The 15,934-nt window shown below is 74.3% G+C and carries 13 protein-coding genes; 8 read left to right on the forward strand and 5 right to left on the reverse strand.

Going from position 1 to position 15,934, the window contains the following annotated elements; all coding sequences use genetic code 11:
* The first annotated feature begins 24 nt into the window (after positions 1-24).
* From recR to CRP39_RS12580, 5 genes are all read left to right on the forward strand, one after another.
* A complete protein-coding gene (recR, locus tag CRP39_RS12560; protein ID WP_097206736.1) occupies positions 25-624 on the forward strand; it encodes a recombination mediator RecR in 600 nt (199 codons plus the stop codon).
* 519 nt (positions 625-1,143) lie between these two features.
* A complete protein-coding gene (locus CRP39_RS12565) occupies positions 1,144-2,784 on the forward strand; it encodes an ABC transporter substrate-binding protein (RefSeq protein ID WP_097206737.1) in 1,641 nt (546 codons plus the stop codon).
* Positions 2,785-2,889: 105 nt separating this feature from the next.
* Positions 2,890-3,987 (forward strand): ABC transporter permease, encoded by a 1,098-nt coding sequence (locus CRP39_RS12570; RefSeq protein ID WP_097206738.1) that lies wholly within the window; start codon positions 2,890-2,892, stop codon positions 3,985-3,987.
* On the forward strand, positions 3,987-5,051 hold the full coding sequence (locus tag CRP39_RS12575; RefSeq protein ID WP_097206739.1) for an ABC transporter permease: 1,065 nt from the start codon (positions 3,987-3,989) through the stop codon (positions 5,049-5,051). The genes CRP39_RS12570 and CRP39_RS12575 overlap by 1 nt, the downstream gene beginning before the upstream one ends.
* Positions 5,048-6,748, forward strand: coding sequence for a dipeptide ABC transporter ATP-binding protein (locus CRP39_RS12580; protein ID WP_097206740.1), 1,701 nt, complete (start codon positions 5,048-5,050; stop codon positions 6,746-6,748). Before CRP39_RS12575 ends, CRP39_RS12580 begins: the two co-directional genes overlap by 4 nt.
* Positions 6,749-6,803: 55 nt before the next feature.
* On the opposite strand, the gene CRP39_RS12585 is transcribed toward CRP39_RS12580, so the two are convergent.
* Complete coding sequence (locus tag CRP39_RS12585; RefSeq protein WP_097206741.1) at positions 6,804-7,160, reverse strand: Rieske (2Fe-2S) protein; 357 nt, start codon at positions 7,158-7,160, stop codon at positions 6,804-6,806.
* A gap of 114 nt (positions 7,161-7,274) precedes the next feature.
* Between CRP39_RS12585 and CRP39_RS12590 the strand changes: the two genes are divergently transcribed.
* From CRP39_RS12590 to CRP39_RS12600, 3 genes are all read left to right on the forward strand, one after another.
* Positions 7,275-9,302, forward strand: coding sequence for a TPM domain-containing protein (locus CRP39_RS12590; RefSeq protein ID WP_216359718.1), 2,028 nt, complete (start codon positions 7,275-7,277; stop codon positions 9,300-9,302).
* Between the two features lie 126 nt (positions 9,303-9,428).
* Positions 9,429-11,477, forward strand: a complete 2,049-nt coding sequence (locus CRP39_RS12595) for a TPM domain-containing protein (protein ID WP_097206742.1) — start codon at positions 9,429-9,431, stop codon at positions 11,475-11,477.
* Between the two features lie 74 nt (positions 11,478-11,551).
* Positions 11,552-12,319, forward strand: coding sequence for a VOC family protein (locus tag CRP39_RS12600; protein ID WP_097206743.1), 768 nt, complete (start codon positions 11,552-11,554; stop codon positions 12,317-12,319).
* Between the two features lie 112 nt (positions 12,320-12,431).
* Here the strand turns inward: CRP39_RS12600 and CRP39_RS12605 are convergent, their stop codons facing one another.
* From CRP39_RS12605 to CRP39_RS12620, 4 genes are all read right to left on the reverse strand, one after another.
* Entirely contained in the window at positions 12,432-12,866 is a 435-nt protein-coding gene (locus tag CRP39_RS12605; protein ID WP_097206744.1) for a PPOX class F420-dependent oxidoreductase, read from the reverse strand.
* Positions 12,867-12,946: 80 nt separating this feature from the next.
* Positions 12,947-13,915, reverse strand: coding sequence for a pirin family protein (locus CRP39_RS12610; RefSeq protein WP_097206745.1), 969 nt, complete (start codon positions 13,913-13,915; stop codon positions 12,947-12,949).
* Between the two features lie 34 nt (positions 13,916-13,949).
* Complete coding sequence (locus tag CRP39_RS12615) at positions 13,950-14,861, reverse strand: DUF5996 family protein (protein WP_097206746.1); 912 nt, start codon at positions 14,859-14,861, stop codon at positions 13,950-13,952.
* A gap of 81 nt (positions 14,862-14,942) precedes the next feature.
* Positions 14,943-15,932: a pirin family protein gene (locus CRP39_RS12620; protein WP_097206747.1), complete on the reverse strand. Its 990-nt coding sequence runs from the start codon at positions 15,930-15,932 to the stop codon at positions 14,943-14,945.
* Positions 15,933-15,934: the final 2 nt, after the last annotated feature.

The raw sequence follows: 15,934 nt of genomic DNA on the forward strand, positions 1-15,934 counted from the left end.
CCCCTCCACGACGAGAGGAACACCGTGTACGAGGGGGCCGTCCAGGACCTCATCGACGAGCTCGGCCGCCTGCCCGGGGTCGGGCCGAAGAGCGCCCAGCGCATCGCGTTCCACCTGCTGGCGTCGGAGTCCGCCGACGTCGGCAGGCTGGTGGCGGCGTTGCAGCGCGTCCAGGCCGAGGTCCGCTTCTGCGTGACCTGCTACAACGTCGCCGAGGCCGAGCAGTGCCGCATCTGCCGGGACCCGCGGCGCACCGACGACGTCATCTGCGTCGTCGAGGAACCCAAGGACGTCGTCGCCATCGAGCGCACCCGCGAGTTCCGCGGCCGCTACCACGTGCTCGGCGGCGCCATCAGCCCGATCGAGGGCGTCGGCCCCGACGACCTGCGGGTCAAGGAGCTGATGACCCGGCTGATGAACGGCACGGTCACCGAACTGATCATCGCCACCGACCCCAACCTCGAGGGCGAGGCGACGGCCGCCTACCTGGCGCGGCTGGTCGGGCCGATGGGGGTGGCCGTGTCGCGGCTGGCCAGCGGACTGCCGGTGGGCGGTGACCTGGAGTACGCCGACGAGGTGACGCTGGGCCGGGCGTTCGAGGGCCGCCGCCGGATCGACGCCTGACGCCGTCGGGAGCATCGCAGGGAGCGCCAGCGACCGAGGAGCGGACCGGGGGCGGAAGGCGTCCATGGGCATCGACGCCTGAGGAAGGACCCCGTCCTCCCCACCCCTCGCCGGCTCGGGGCGGTGCCCTGGACGGGGCCGGGGCGGAAGGCGTCCATGGGCATCGACGCCTGAGGAAGGACCCCGTCCTCCCCACTCCTCGCCGGCTCGGGGCGGTGCCCTGGACGGGGCCGGGGCGGAAGGCGTCCATGGGCACCGCCTGACGCGGTCGGGAGCATCGGAGGGAGCGCCGGCGACCGAGGAGCGGACCGGGGGCGGAAGGCGTCCATGGGCACCGCCTGACGCCGGGTCCCACCCGCTCGGGGGGAGCCCAGTCACGAGGCGATAACAGTCATCCAGCGGATCCCGGCGACGGAACCGCCCTGTGCTACGCATGGGTAACCAACACCCACACCCCGCCGCGGCGCGGACGATGTCCGGCGCCCGCGGGGGATCTCAGGAAGAAACGAAGGTAGGCGGATGAGTTCCGTTCTGACCGGCCGGCGCATGCGCGCGGCCACGGCGGGTCTCGCGGTGACCGCGCTCGCGCTCACGGCGTGCGGTGGGAGCGACGGCGACGAGGGTGGTTCGGGCGGCGGCAGCGGCGACGCGCTGACGATCGGCACCACCGACAAGATCACGACGCTGGACCCCGCGGGTTCGTACGACAACGGCTCCTTCGCCGTCATGAACCAGGTGTTCCCGTTCCTGATGAACACCGGCTTCGGCAGCCCGGACGTCGAGCCGGACATCGCCGAGTCGGCCGAGTTCACCTCGCCCACCGAGTACACGGTCACCCTGAAGCAGGGCCTGAAGTGGGCCAACGGCAACGACCTGACCGCCTCGGACGTGAAGTTCTCCTTCGACCGCCAGGTCGCCATCGCCGACCCCAACGGGCCGTCGTCGCTGCTGGCCAACCTGGAGAGCGTCGAGGCCGTCGACGACACCACCGTCGTCTTCCGGCTCACGCAGCCCAACGACCAGACCTTCCCGCAGGTGCTGTCCAGCCCGGTCGGGCCGATCGTCGACGAGGACGTCTTCTCGGCGACCGAGCTGACCACCGACCAGGAGATCGTCGACGGCGAGGCCTTCCACGGGCCGTACACGATCACCAACTACGACCAGAACAACCTCATCTCCTACGAGGCCTACCCCGACTACGAGGGCCTCCTGGGCGCGCCCAAGACCGACCGGGTCAACGTCCGCTACTACGCCGACGCCTCGAACCTCAAGCTGGACATCGAGGAGGGCAACATCGACGTCGCCTTCCGCAGCCTGAGCGCGACCGACATCGACGACCTGCGCGGCAACGACGAGGTCGAGGTCGTGGACGGCCCCGGCGGGGAGATCCGCTACATCGTCTTCAACTTCAACACCCAGCCCTTCGGCGCCACCCAGCCCGACGCCGACCCGGCCAAGGCGCTCGCCGTCCGCCAGGCGGTGGCCAACCTGATCGACCGTCAGGAGATCGCCGAGCAGGTCTACCGGGGCACCTACACGCCGCTGTACTCCTACGTCGCCGACGGCCTGACCGGCGCGACGGAGTCCCTGAGCGAGCTCTACGGCGACGGCAACGGTGGCCCGGACGCCGACAAGGCGGCGCAGGTGCTCCAGGCGGCCGGCGTGCAGACCCCGGTGCAGCTGAGCCTGCAGTACTCCAACGACCACTACGGGCCGTCCTCGGGTGACGAGTACGCCCTGATCAAGGACCAGCTGGAGTCCACCGGCCTGTTCCAGGTCGACCTGCAGACCACCGAGTGGGTGCAGTACTCCGAGGACCGCGTCGCGGACGTCTACCCGGCGTACCAGCTCGGCTGGTTCCCGGACTACTCCGACGCCGACAACTACCTGTCGCCGTTCTTCAAGCTGGACAACTTCCTCTCGAACCACTACGAGAACCAGCTGGTCAACGACCTGATCCTGCAGCAGCTGGCCACGCCGGACCCGGCGCAGCGCCAGGCCCTGATCGAGCAGATCCAGGACCTCGTCGCCGCGGACCTGTCCACCGTGCCCTACCTGCAGGGTTCGCAGGTCGCCGTCGTCCGGACGGGCGTGGAGGGCGCGGCCGACACGCTCGACGCGTCCTTCAAGTTCCGCTACGGCGCCCTGAGCCGGGGCTGACGACCGGCCTGAGAGGGTAGCGACACCGGCCCCGGGTGACCCCGCCGCACGGCGGAGTCACCCGGGGCCACCCATGTGCGGACCACGCACGCACGGAGGAAGGCCATGACCACAGCAGCGACCGAGCTCGCGGCCGGCGAGCCGGCCCAGGAGGACGCGCCGGCGCGCAGTCGTCGCGGCGGCGGAGGCCTGGGCGCCTACATCCTGATCCGCTTCCTGCTGATCTTCCCGACCGTCTTCATCCTGGTGACGACGGTCTTCTTCCTGATGCGCTCGACCGGTGACCCGATCACCGCCGCGCTCGGGGGCCGGCTGACCGGCGCGGAGCTGGCGCAGCGGGTGCAGGAGGCCGGGTACGACCGGCCGATCATCGTGCAGTACCTCGAGTACCTGGGCAACGTCTTCACCGGCGACTTCGGGACGACGCTGTCCGACCGCCGCCCGGTCACCGAGGTGCTCGCCACCTTCGGGACGGCGACCCTCGAGCTGGCCTGCTACGCGCTGCTCGTCGCCTTCGTCCTGGGCATCCCGTTCGGCCGGCTGGCCGCCTACGCCCGCGACAGGTGGCCCGACGCGGTGCTGCGGGTCTTCGCGATCCTCTGCTACGCGACCCCGGTCTTCTTCACGGGCCTGGTGCTCAAGCTGGTGTTCGCCAGCGGGCTGGGCTGGCTGCCGGTGGCCGGCCGGGCCTCGACCCGGGCCGAGATCGAGTTGCAGTTCCTCGAGGACCCGACCGGCATCTACCTGATCGACGCGATCCGGCTGGGCGATCCCGAGGTGATCGCCGACGTCCTGGAGCACGCGGTGCTCCCGGCGATCGCGCTCGGCCTGCTCACCGCCGGGGTGTTCCTGCGGCTGGTGCGCACCAACGTCATCGGCACCCTGGGCATGGGGTACGTCGAGGCCGCCCGCTCCCGCGGCGTCGCCGAGCGGCGGCTGCTGCGCAAGCACGCCTACCGGCCCGCGCTCATCCCCATCATCACCGTCATCGGCCTGCAGGTCGCGCTGCTCATGGGCGGCGCGGTGCTGACCGAGACGACCTTCGAGTGGAAGGGCCTCGGCTTCCAGCTCGCCGAGTACCTGCAGGCGCGTGACTTCGTCGCCGTCCAGGGCATCGTCGCCATGCTCGCCGTCATCGTCGCGGTGACCAACTTCGTCGTCGACATCATCGCCGCGCTCATCGACCCCCGGGTGAGGTACTGATGGCCACCGTCGCTCCCGCCGCCGAGGAGACCCCCCGCACCGCCCCCGCCCGCCGCGGGTGGCGCCGGCTCCCCGTCGTCCACCAGCTGCGGCAGAGCGTCGGCCTGCAGCGCGGCATGCTCGTCGCCGGCCTGGTCCTGACCGCGGTCTTCCTGCTCACCGCGCTGCTGGCCCCGGTGCTCGCGCCCTACGGCTACGACCAGCTCCGGGATGCCGACGGCGCCTTCGGCGCCCAGCAGCCACCGTCGGCCGAGCACTGGCTGGGCACCACGGTCGGCGGCTACGACGTCCTCAGCCGCGTCATCTACGGATCGCGCACCGCGCTCATGGTGATCGTGGTCGCCATCGTGCTGTCGCTGTTCGCCGGCGTGCTGCTCGGACTGGTCTCCGGCTACTTCGGCGGCTGGCTGGACCGCGTGCTCGTCGTCGTCTGCGACGCGGTGTACGCCTTCCCGTCGCTGCTGCTGGCGATCGTCATGGCGATCGTGATCAGCGGCGGGCAGTCGAGCATGTGGGGCGGCATCCTGGCCGCGGCCATCTCGATCACCGTCGTGTTCATCCCGCAGTACTTCCGGGTGATCCGCGCCGAGACGGTGCGGATCAAGGGCGAGGCCTACGTCGAGTCCGCCCGGGTCGTCGGCGCCGGGCACTGGCGGATCATGACCCGGCACGTGCTGCGCAACGCCACCCGCACGCTGCCGCTGATCCTCACCCTCAACGCCTCCGAGGCGATCCTCACCCTCGCCGGGCTGGGTTTCCTCGGATTCGGCATCGAGCCGACCGCGGCCGCCGAGTGGGGCTTCGACCTCAACAAGTCGCTGTCCGACGTCACCAGCGGCATCTGGTGGACGTCGATCTTCCCCGGCTCGGCGATCGTGCTCGTCGTCCTCGGGCTGACCCTGGTCGGCGAGAGCCTCAACGACCTCGCCGACCCGCGGCTGCGCAGCCGCCGGTCGGCCGACACCGGTGACGTCGGCGAGACCTCGGTCGTGCCGGGCGGTTCGCTGGGCGCCGGTCCGGCGGGGCTGGCCGGTATCGAGGGCACGGGAGGGAACGCACTGTGACCACCGCACGCGACGGCGTCGTCGACATCGAGAACCTGTCGGTCTCCTTCGCCACCGACGCCGGGACCATCGCCGCCGTCCGGGACGTGAGCCTGTCCGTGGCCGCCGGCGAGGTCCTGGCCGTGGTGGGCGAGAGCGGCAGCGGCAAGACGGTGACCGCGCGCAGCATCCTCGGGCTGCTGCCGGAGACCGCGGTCACCCGCGGCGCGGTGGTGCTGCGCAGCAAGGACGGGACGGCGCAGCACGACGTCGTCACGCTGTCCCGGCGGCAGCTCGGCGACGTGCGGGGCCGGGACGCCGCGATGGTCTTCCAGGAGCCGTCGACCGCGCTCAACCCGGTCTACCCGGTCGGCTGGCAGATCGCCGAGGGGCTGCGCGCGCACGGGCAGTACAGCCGCAAGGAGGCCCGCGCCAAGGCGATCGACGTCCTGCGGCGGGTCGGCATCCCCGACCCCGAGGAGCGGGTCGACCACTACCCGCACCAGTTCTCCGGCGGGCAGAAGCAGCGGATCGTCATCGCCCAGGCCCTGGTGCTCGACCCCGGCGTGATCATCGCCGACGAGCCGACCACCGCCCTCGACGTGACCGTGCAGGCCGAGATCCTCGACCTGCTGCGCCGGTGCCGCGACGAGTTCGGCGCCGCGATCGTGCTGATCACCCACAACATGGGTGTCGTCGCCGACCTCGCCGACCGGGTGGCGGTCATGTACCAGGGGCGCATCGTCGAGCAGGCCGACGTCCGGACGCTGTTCTCCGCCCCGCGGGACGAGTACACCCGCCAGCTGCTCGGTTCGGTGCCACGACTGGGCGAGGGCCGGGCCCGCGCCCGGGAGCGGGCGTCGATCCGGCGCCCGGACTGGGCGGCGTCGGCGCCGGTGGTCGAGGCCCGCGACCTGCGGATCGTCTACCCGGGGCGGTTGCGCAAGCCGGACTTCGTCGCCGTGGACGGCGTCAGCTTCGCCATCCGGCCCGGCGAGGTGCTCGGGCTGGTCGGGGAGAGCGGCAGCGGCAAGACGACGATCGGGCGCGCCATCGCCGGGCTGACCCGGGTCACCGACGGCTCCCTGTCGGTGCTCGGCACCGAGATGCGCGGGGTCAAGGAGAAGGCGTTCCGGCCGGTGCGCAGCCGCATCGGGTTCGTCTTCCAGGACCCGGCGTCCAGCTTCAACCCGCTGCTGACCATCGCCGAGGCGGTCGCCGAGCCGCTGGTCGTCAACGGCCGGGCCGACGACCCCCGAGCCGCCCGCGGCCGGGTCGACGAGCTCCTGGAGGCGGTGCAACTGCCGAAGGCCTTCGGTGACCGCTTCCCGCACGAGCTCTCCGGCGGGCAGCGGCAGCGGGCCAGCCTGGCGCGGGCCCTGGCGCTGGACCCGGAGCTGCTCATCGCCGACGAGCCGACCTCGGCCCTCGACGTCTCGGTGCAGGCCCGGGTGCTGGAGCTGTTCGCCGAGCTGCAGCGGGAACTGGGCTTCGCGTGCCTGTTCATCAGCCACGACCTCGCCGTCGTCGACCTGCTCGCCGACCGGATCGCGGTGCTCTACCGCGGCCGGCTGGTCGAGGAGGGCACCGGCGCGGAGGTCCTGGGCGCTCCACAGCACGCGTACACCCAGCGGCTGCTGGCCTCGCTGCCGGTGCCCGACCCGGACGAGCAGGCCCGCCGCCGGGCGCTCTGGCAGCAGCTCCGCGACGAGGCATAGGAAGCTCTTCCCACGTCCCGGCCACGGAGACGTGGGAAGAGCTCCCGTGCCGCAGTCACTCCACGACGACGTCCTCGCCGCGGCGGACCGCCCGGCGCACGCGCAGCCGCAGCACGCGGGCGTAGGTGCGGACGAACTGCGTGTAGCCGGGCGTCGGGCCGTGGTAGCCGAGGAAGCCGCGCGGCCCCGCCACCATCTCCCCGGTCCGGACGTCGTAGCGGCTCTGGTGCCACGGGCAGACCAGGCACCCGTCGGCGTCGATGCTGCCCTCGGCGAGATCGGCCAACTGGTGCCGGCAGCGGCGGGAGACGGCGAAGTGCTCCCCGTCGCGGTTGCCGACCGCCCAGTCCCCGACGCGGCGGACCGCTCCGGGCGGCAGGTCGGCGGCGGGGATGCGGTCGGGCTCGGACACGGGGCCTCCTCGGGGACGACGTCGTGGGCCCGTACCCCGTGCGGCGCCCGCGGACCCCTCCGGCGTCGGTAGGGTCGCGGACGCTGCGATCGTCGTCCCACCTCGGAGGTGCCCGTGCGGCGGCTGGTCGTCGTCCTGGGGATGTTGACCGTGCTGCTGGTCGCGGGTGGGCCGGCGCTGGCCGAGTCACCCGCCCGGCTCGACGAGCAGCTGGAGGACCGGGTCGGTGCGCTGTCCGGCGAGGGGCCCCGCGTCGAGGAGGCGCTGGACGCGCTGCGCGTCGAGGACGGCACCCAGCTGTGGGTCACCTTCGTCTCGAGTTTCGACGGCGCCACGGGTCAGCAGTGGGCCGACCAGGCCGCCGCGGCGTCGCAGCTGGGCCGCACCGACGTGCTCTTCGCCGTCGCCGTCGACGACCGTGCCTACGGCATCTCGGTCGACGAGGGCTTCCGGCTCTCCGACGACGAGCTCGACACGCTGCTGGCCGAGGACGTCGAGCCGGCGCTGTCCGACGGGGACTGGGCCGGGGCCGTCGTCGCGCTGGCCGACGGCCTGCGCGGCGGCTCACGGGGCGGGGACGGAGGCGGGTCCATCGCGCTGCTCGTCATCGGCGGGGTGGCCGTCGTCGGTGGCGGCGCGTGGCTGGTCGCCCGCTCCCGCCGGCGCAGCCGTCCGGCGGCGCGGCCGGGTGCCGGTCCGGCGGATCCGCACGCCGGGGTCCCCACCCAGGAGCTGCAGAACCACGCGAGCTCGGCGCTCCTGGAGCTCGACGAGCAGGTGCAGACCTCGCAGATCGACCTCGACTTCGCCCGCGCCCAGTACGGCCCCGAGGCGGTGACCGGGTTCGACGCCGCCCTCGCGCAGTCCGAGGCCGAGCTCGGGCGGGCCTTCGCGCTGCGTCAGCAGCTCGACGACGAGGTGCCCGAGGACGACGCGGCGACGCGGCGGCTGCTGACCGAGCTCCTGACGCTTGTCGAGACCGCCGACGCCCGGCTCGACGACCAGGCCGAGGCGTTCGCGCAGCTCCGGGACCTCGAGCGCACCGCGCCGCAGGTCCTCGACGCCCTCGAACCGCGGATCGCCGAGCTGCGCGCCCGCGTCCCGGCGGAGGAGCAGCGGCTGCAGGAGCTGCGCGCCCGCTTCGCCGAGGCGGCCCTCGCGCCGGTCGCGGACAACGTGGCCGAGGCGCGCGCCCGTCTTGCCGCCGCAAACCAGGAGGTCGTCGAGGCCCGGGGCGACCTCGCCGCCGGGCAGCCGGGTGCTGCGGTGAGCGACGTCCGGGCCGCGGAGGACGCCGTCGCCCAGACCGGCACCCTGCTCGACGCCGTCGGCCGGCTGGCCGCGGACCTCGCCGCGGCCGCCGAGCGGGTGGCCGCGGTCCGGACCGAGACCGAGGCGGACCTGGCCGAGGCGCGGGCCCTCGTCGCCGCCGGGGACCGCACCGGCCTGGCGCCGCAGATCGCCCGGGCGGAGTCCGCACTGGCCGCTGCCGACGCGGCGCTCGCTCCCGCGGACGGCCGGCCGGACCCGCTGGCGGCGCTGCGCCGGCTGGAGGAGGCCGACGCCGCCCTCGAGCAGGCCCTCGGCGGCGCCCGCGACGCCCAGGCGCAGGTGCAGCGGGCCGCGGCCGGCCTGGATCCCGCGCTGCTCGCAGCGCGGTCGGCGATCACGGCGGCGAGTGACTTCATCGGCACCCGCCGGGGCGCCGTCGGCGCCGAGGCCCGCACCCGGCTCGCCGAGGCGCAGCGCCACCTGGACACGGCCGTGGGGCTGGGGCAGCGCGACCCGGTGAGCGCGGTGCGCGAGGCCCAGCAGGCCGACGCCCTGGCGCGGCGGGCGCTCGACGCCGCCCGGTCCGACGTCGGGTCGTGGTCCGGCGGCTACGGGCCGGGCGGGTACGGGCCCGGCGGCTTCGCCGGCGGGTCCCCGGGTCGCGGCGGCGTGGACCTCGGCAGCCTGGTGCTCGGTGGCATCCTCTTCGGCGACGGCGGGGGCTCGCGCGGTGGCTACCGCAGCAGCGGCTTCGGTGGCGGGGGTCGCCGGTCCGGCGGGGGGCGGCGGCCGTCGGGGGGCGTCCGCCGGTCCAGCGGCGGGCGGCGCTCCTCCGGCGGGGGACGGCGCGGCGGCGGCGGCCGCTTCTGATCGGAGCACGGGTCCTGACGGAGCACCGGCGAGAGGCTGCCCACGGCCGGGAACTGCACGGGACCGCCGCGCGTGCCTACAGTCCGGGCGACTCAGCGATCGCCCTCGTTCGACGGAGGTCCCCCCGTGCGCCGGCTGACCATCGTGGCGCCCCTCGCGGCCGCCCTGCTCCTGGGCGCTGCCGCCCCGGCTCTCGCCGTGCCGCCCTCGGGCGTGACCGAGCAGGTCAGCGACCAGGCAGACGTCATGGACGCCGGTGAGGAGGTCGAGGTCCAGGCGGCGCTGGACGACCTGAGCTCCGAGACCGGCACCGAGTTGTACGTCGTCTACGTGGACAGCTTCGACGGCACCGACCGGACCGAGTGGGCGCGGTCCAGCGCCCAGCAGACCGGGCTGGACGCCGACGACGTGCTCATGGCCGTCGCCGTCGAGGACCGCGTCTACGGCGTCCACTACGGCGATGAGGTCGACCCCTCGGACCTGCAGGACGTGCTGGCCGGCGACGTCGAGGCGCAGCTGTCCCAGGGCGACTGGGCCGGGGCCTCGGTGGCGCTGGCCGAGGGCCTCTCCGCCGGTGGTGGCGAGTCCGCCGCGGCGGGGGGCTCGTCGGCGGGCGGTGGCGGAGGAGCGGTGCTGGCCGTCGTCGTCCTGCTCTTCCTGCTCGCCGGCGGCGGGTACCTGTTCAGCCGCCGCCGCAAGCGGGCCGCGCAGCGTGAGCTGGCCGCCGCCCCCGCCCAGCGCCGCGAGGCCGACCCGCACGCCGGCACCCCCACCGAGCAGCTCAACTACCGGGGCAGCACCGCGCTGCTGGAGCTGGACGAGCAGGTCCGCGGCGCCCAGCTGAACCTCGACTACGCCCGCTCGTACTTCGGCGACGAGGCGGTCCCGGGGCTGCCCGAGGCGCTGGACCGGTCGCGGGCCGAGCTCGCCCGCGCCTTCACCATCCGGCAGGAGCTCGACGACGAGATCCCCGAGGACGAGCCGACCCGGCGCCGGATGCTCACCGAGCTGCTGGCGCTGACCGACGCCGCGGGGAAGCGGCTGGAGGCGCAGGCCGCCGCGCTCGAGGAGCTGCGCGAGCGGGAGCGCACCGCCGGCCAGGCCGCCGAGGAGCTGGAGCGGCGGATCGGGCAGCTGCAGCGGCGGCTGCCCGACGAGGAGCGCCGGCTCGCCGACCTGCAGGCCCGGTACGCCGCGACGGTCGTGACGCCGGTCGCCGAGAACGTCGCCGAGGCGGGTCTGCGGCTGGCGGCGGCCACGCGGGAGATGGAGCTGGCCCGCGAGGACCAGGCCGCCGGCCGGGGTGGCCGCTCGGTGGGCCGGTTGCGCGGCGCGGAGAACGCGGTGGGGCAGAGCGCCACGCTGCTCGACGCGATCGCCCGCCTGGGCGCGGACCTCGCGGCCGCCGAGCAGCGGGTGCCGACGGCGCGGGCCGACATCCAGGAGGACCTCGCCGAGGCCCGCGCGGTCATGGCAGCGGGCAGCCACAGCGACCTGCGCCCGCAGATCGCCCGGGCGGAGTCCGCCCTGGCCTCAGCCGACGCCGCGCTCGCCGGCGGGGACGCCGGGCGCCCCGACCCGCTGGCGGCGCTGCGCCGGTTGGAGGAGGCCGACGCCGCGCTGGAGCAGGCGCTGCAGACCGAGCGTGACGAGCAGACCCGGACCCGCCGCGCCGCGGAGGCGCTGGACCAGGCACTGCTGACCGCCCGTGCGGCGGTCGCCGCGGGCGGCGACTTCATCAGCACCCGCCGCGGTGCGGTGGGCAGCACGGCGCGCACCCGGCTGGCCGAGGCCGAGCGGCACCTGGCGGCGGCCGAGCGGCAGGGCGGGTCCGACCCCGCGGCCGCGCTGCGGGCGGCGCAGACCGCCGACCGGCTCGCGCAGCAGGCGCTCGCGGAGGCCGAGGCCGACGTCCAGCGGTGGTCACAGCAGAACGGGTACGGCGGCTATGGGGGGTACGGCGGTGGCTACGGCGGTGGGTTCGGCGGTGGCTACGGCTACGGCGCCCCACGGCGCGGCGGCATCGGGCCACTCGGTGCCGGCCTCGGGGGCCTGCTGCTCGGCGGGCTGATCTTCGGCGACCACGACGGCGGGGACCTCGGGGGCGGCGACTGGGGCGCCTCGGACTTCGGCGGCGGCGACTTCGGCGGGGACTTCGGCGGCGGCGAGTTCTGACCCCGCTCACCGACCCCTGGGAACTGTCGGAGGCGGCTGGCACGGTGACCCTCCCCACATCCTGAGGAGGAGCAATGCCCACTCGGAACACCCCATGGCCGGCCGGCAGCCCGTGCTGGATCGACTACGGCGCCTCGGACCTCGACGCCGCGAAGGAGTTCTACGCCCGGCTGTTCGGCTGGGAGTACACCGGCGGCGACGCGGAGTACGGCGGCTACCTGAACGCGACGAGGAACGGTGAGCCGGCCGCCGGGCTCGGCCCGCTGATGAACCCGGGGGACTCCCCGGGCTGGACGACGTACTTCGCCACCGACGACTCCCGGGCGACGGTCGACCGGATCCGGGAGGCCGGTGGCACCGTCGTCGTCGAACCGATGGAGGTCGGGCCGATGGGCACGATGACCATCGCGGTCGACCCGCAGGGCAACGCCTTCGGGCTGTGGCAGTCCGGCACGCACACCGGGGCCCGCATCTTCAACGAGCCCGGCGCCCTGGTGTGGAACGAGGCCGCCGTCACCGACCCCGCGGCCGCGCGGGAGTTCTACGCGGCGGTCTTCGGCTTCGCCTTCGAGGCCATCCCCATGGACGGCGGGATGGAGTACTCGACCTTCGCCACGGGCGGCAACCCGCTCGGCGGGCTCGGCGGCCACGAGCCCGGGTCGCCGAAGGGTTGGTCGGTCTGCTTCGCCGTGCTCTCGGCCGACGACGCCGTCGCCACCGTGGAGGCCGGCGGCGGCAAGGTGACCATGGCCCCCACGGACACCGAGTACGGCCGGTTCGCCGTGGTCACCGACCCGTGGGGCGCCCCGTTCTCCGTCATGCAGGTGCCGGCCGGGAGCTGAAGAAGGACCCCGGAAGAACCCCGTCCTCCCCACCGCTCGCACGCTCGCGGCGGTGCCCTGGACGGGGCCGGTGGCGGGCCCGTAGGGCGCCCGCCACCGGGACGCGGGGCCGTCAGCGGCGGAGCTGGCCGTAGGAGTGCTCGGGCCGGAACCGGACGACCAGCCGGCGGTCGGCGACCATCGCCGCGCGGTAGTCGTCCCAGTTCTCGTGCTCGCCGGAGATGCCGCGGTAGTAGGTGATGAGCTCCTCGACCGTGGCGTCGTGCGGATCGGCCGCGACCGGCGTCAGCTCCGCGGTGCCCTCGACGGCGACCCAGGTCCAGAAGTCCGCCGAGGAGACGTGCAGGGTCACCCGGGGGTCCCCCTGCAGGTTGCGGGTCTTGGCCCGGTCGGCGGTCACCGAGACCCGGATCAGCTGTGACTCCGGGTCGAAGGCATAGCCGACGTTGGACAGCTGGGGGCGGCCGTCGCGCTTGACGGTCGCGAGCACCCCCCAGCGGTTCTCGGCGACGAAGGCGAGCATGCGGGGGTCGAGGGGAGCAGCCATGTCGGCGGGAACGCCGTCCCGCCGCCGGTTGTGCCCGTTGGTCCGCAGCCGGCGCGGCCGGACGGCAGCGTTCCCGCCGTTCAGCGGACCCGACCGCGGGCCTTCAGGGAGACCGGCGGCAGCGGCGGTGCCGGGAGCCGTTCGCCGTCGTAGCCGACGACCGCGCCGAAGCGCTCGTCCTCGGCGTTCCAGCGCTCGGCGAACTCGGCGATCTCCTCGCCGGTGCGGCCGACGAAGTTCCACCACATTACGATCCGCTCCTCGAACGGTGCACCGCCGAGCAGGAGCAGCCGGACGGCCTCGGTGGCCCGCAGCCGCACCGTCCGCCGTCCGGTGCCGAGGTAGAGCATCGCACCCCGGTCGAGCGGCGCGTCCTCGACCGAGGCCTCGCCCGACGAGGCCAGCAGGGCGTACTCGAAGTCCGGCTCCAGGGGCAGCACGACGTCCGCGCCGGCGGCGAGGTCGAGGTCGGCGCCGACGAGCGGGGTGTGCGCGGTGCCGGGGGACGTCGCCCCGCCGAGCGACCCCATGAGCACGGTCGCCGTCAGGCCGTCGGAGGAGAACCCGGGCAGGTCGCGGTGGTGGGCGAACGCCGGGGTGGCCTCGCGGGCGGCGTCGGGCAGGGCCACCCACAGCTGGGCGCCGTGCAGGAACCGTGGGTGCACCGCCGGGGACTGCTCGGAGTGCGCGATGCCGTGGCCGGCGGTCATGAGCGCCAGCTCCCCGGGCCTGATGACGGCGTCGCTGCCGAGGGAGTCCAGGTGGTGGATCTCGCCCTCGAGCAGCCAGGAGACGGTCTGCAGGCCGGTGTGCGGGTGCGGCGCCACCTGCATGCCGGAGGTGGCGGCGATGTCGTCGGGGCCGTAGTGGTCGACGAACGCCCACGCGCCGACCAGCCGGCGGCCCAGCGTCGGCAGCAGCCGGCGGACGCGGGTGCTCTCGCCGAGCAGCACCTCCTTGCCGGGCAGCAGGTCGAGCACCGGGCCGGCCGCGGTGCCCTCGAGACCGCCCAGCTCCCGGGCGGACGGGCGACGGTCGAGGTTGCTCATGGCACGGGCCTCCGGAGGTCGGGTCGGGTCGGGGTCATCGGGCCTCGGGCGCGGACGGGCAGCGCAGCGCCGCGAGGTCCCAGCCGGCCCGGCGGGCACCGGCCACGTAGGCGCTCTCCAGGAAGTCCAGGACCACGGCTCGCGGGTCCGCCGCGGTCCGCACCTCCTCGTAGGGCAGCAGAGCCAGGTGGGCGCCGCGGCTGTCGATCCACCGGGCAGCGGCGGGCCGCAGCGGCTCCTCGGTCAGCCCCGGCGGCTCGGGGGCCGTGTAGGAGTAGAACGCCGGCTCGGGCACCTGCGCGTCGCCGAACCAGAAGCCGGCGCTGATGACCTCGTGGGAGTAGGCCTCACGGGTGACCGGGTCGACCTGCGCCGGCTGGTCCACCCGCCGGTCGGAGAAGCGGGTCACGGCCAGGTCGAGGGTGTGCCAGAAGTGGTGCACCGGGCTGGTCTTCGCGTAGCTGCGGCCGGCGAACTCCTCGAGGACCTGCGCCACCTGGCCCAGGACCAGCCAGTAGCGGGTCACCTGGTGGCGGTCGTAGGACGTGTGCTGCTCGTCCTCGGCGAACGGGGTGCGGTCGGCGAGGTCGAACGGGACGGGGACGTCGACGGTGGCCGGCAGGCCGAGCGCCGCGAGGGTGTCGAGCAGTTGCCGGTAGAAGGCCGCCACGCTCAGCCCGGGCAGCGGGAACGACGCCCGCCGTCCGTCCGAGACGGAGATCTCCAGGCGGTGGTCGACCAGGTCGAGGTCGACGGCGAACACCGGGTCGAAGCCCATCGGCCGGGTGGTCAGGCCACGGCCGGTCAGGTGGAACGGGATGTGCCACCAGTGGTTGCGTCGTGGGGCGTTGGCCAGCCGGAGCTTGCCGACGATCTGCAGGAACCGGTGCACGGTCTCCTTGGTGTCGGCCCACTCGGCGAGCGGCATGGGGGGGAAGACGGGCACGGGGATCCCTCCGTCGGGTACCGGTCGTGGCCAGCATGCAGCTCCCGGTGGCGGCGCGGTAGCCGCCACCGGGAGCCACGGTCACTGGCCGCTCTCGCCCCGGACCGCGGCGTGCGGGACGTGCTGCGCCGGGATGCTCCCGAGCCGCCCGGCCTGGAAGTCGGTGAACGCGTCCATGACCTCCTGGCGGGTGTTCATGACGAACGGCCCGTACATCGCGATCGGCTCGCGGATCGGCGCCCCACCCAGGACGACGACGTCCAGCGCCGGGGTCCGGGACTCCTGGGCGACCGCCCCTGAGACCGTGATCGTGTCGCCCGGGCCGAAGACGGCGAGCTGGCCGGTGCGCACCGGGTGCGCGTCGATGCCGACCGACCCCGCGCCGGAGAGCACGTAGACCAGCGCGTTGAAGTCCGACCGCCACGGCAGGTCGAGGGTGGCGCCGGGGGCGATCGTCGCGTGCACCATCGCCATCGGGGTGTAGGTGGAACCCGGGCCGCGGTGGCCCGCCACGTCGCCGGCGATGACCCGGAGGAAGGCGCCGGCGTCCGGGCTGGCCAGCAGCACGGACTCGTCGGCCCGCAGGTCCTGGTAGCGCGGCTCGACCCACTTCTGTGCCTTCGGCAGGTTCACCCAGAGCTGCAGGCCGTGGAACAGCCCGCCGCTGACCACGAGGTGCTCCGGCGGCCGCTCGATGTGCAGGACCCCGCCGCCGGCGGTCATCCACTGGGTGTCCCCGTTGCTGATGGTGCCCCCGCCGCCGTGGGAGTCGGCGTGCTCGAAGGTGCCGTCGAGGATGTAGGTGACGGTCTCGAAGCCGCGGTGCGGGTGCCAGGAGGTGCCCTTGGGCTCACCCGGCGCGTACTCGACCTCACCCATCTGGTCCATGTGGATGAACGGGTCCAGGTCGCGCAGGTCCACCCCGGCGAAGGCGCGACGGACGGGGAAGCCCTCGCCCTCGAACCCGGACGGCGCGGTGGTCACCGAGCGGACCCGGCGGCGCACCGTTCCCGGGGCGGGCACGGGGACGCGGGGGAGAGCGGTGGTGTCCTCGACGGTCACGGCAGGCATGC

Origin of the sequence: Geodermatophilus sabuli (assembly GCF_900215145.1) — a bacterium.
GTDB classification, from domain to species: Bacteria; Actinomycetota; Actinomycetes; order Mycobacteriales; family Geodermatophilaceae; genus Geodermatophilus; species Geodermatophilus sabuli.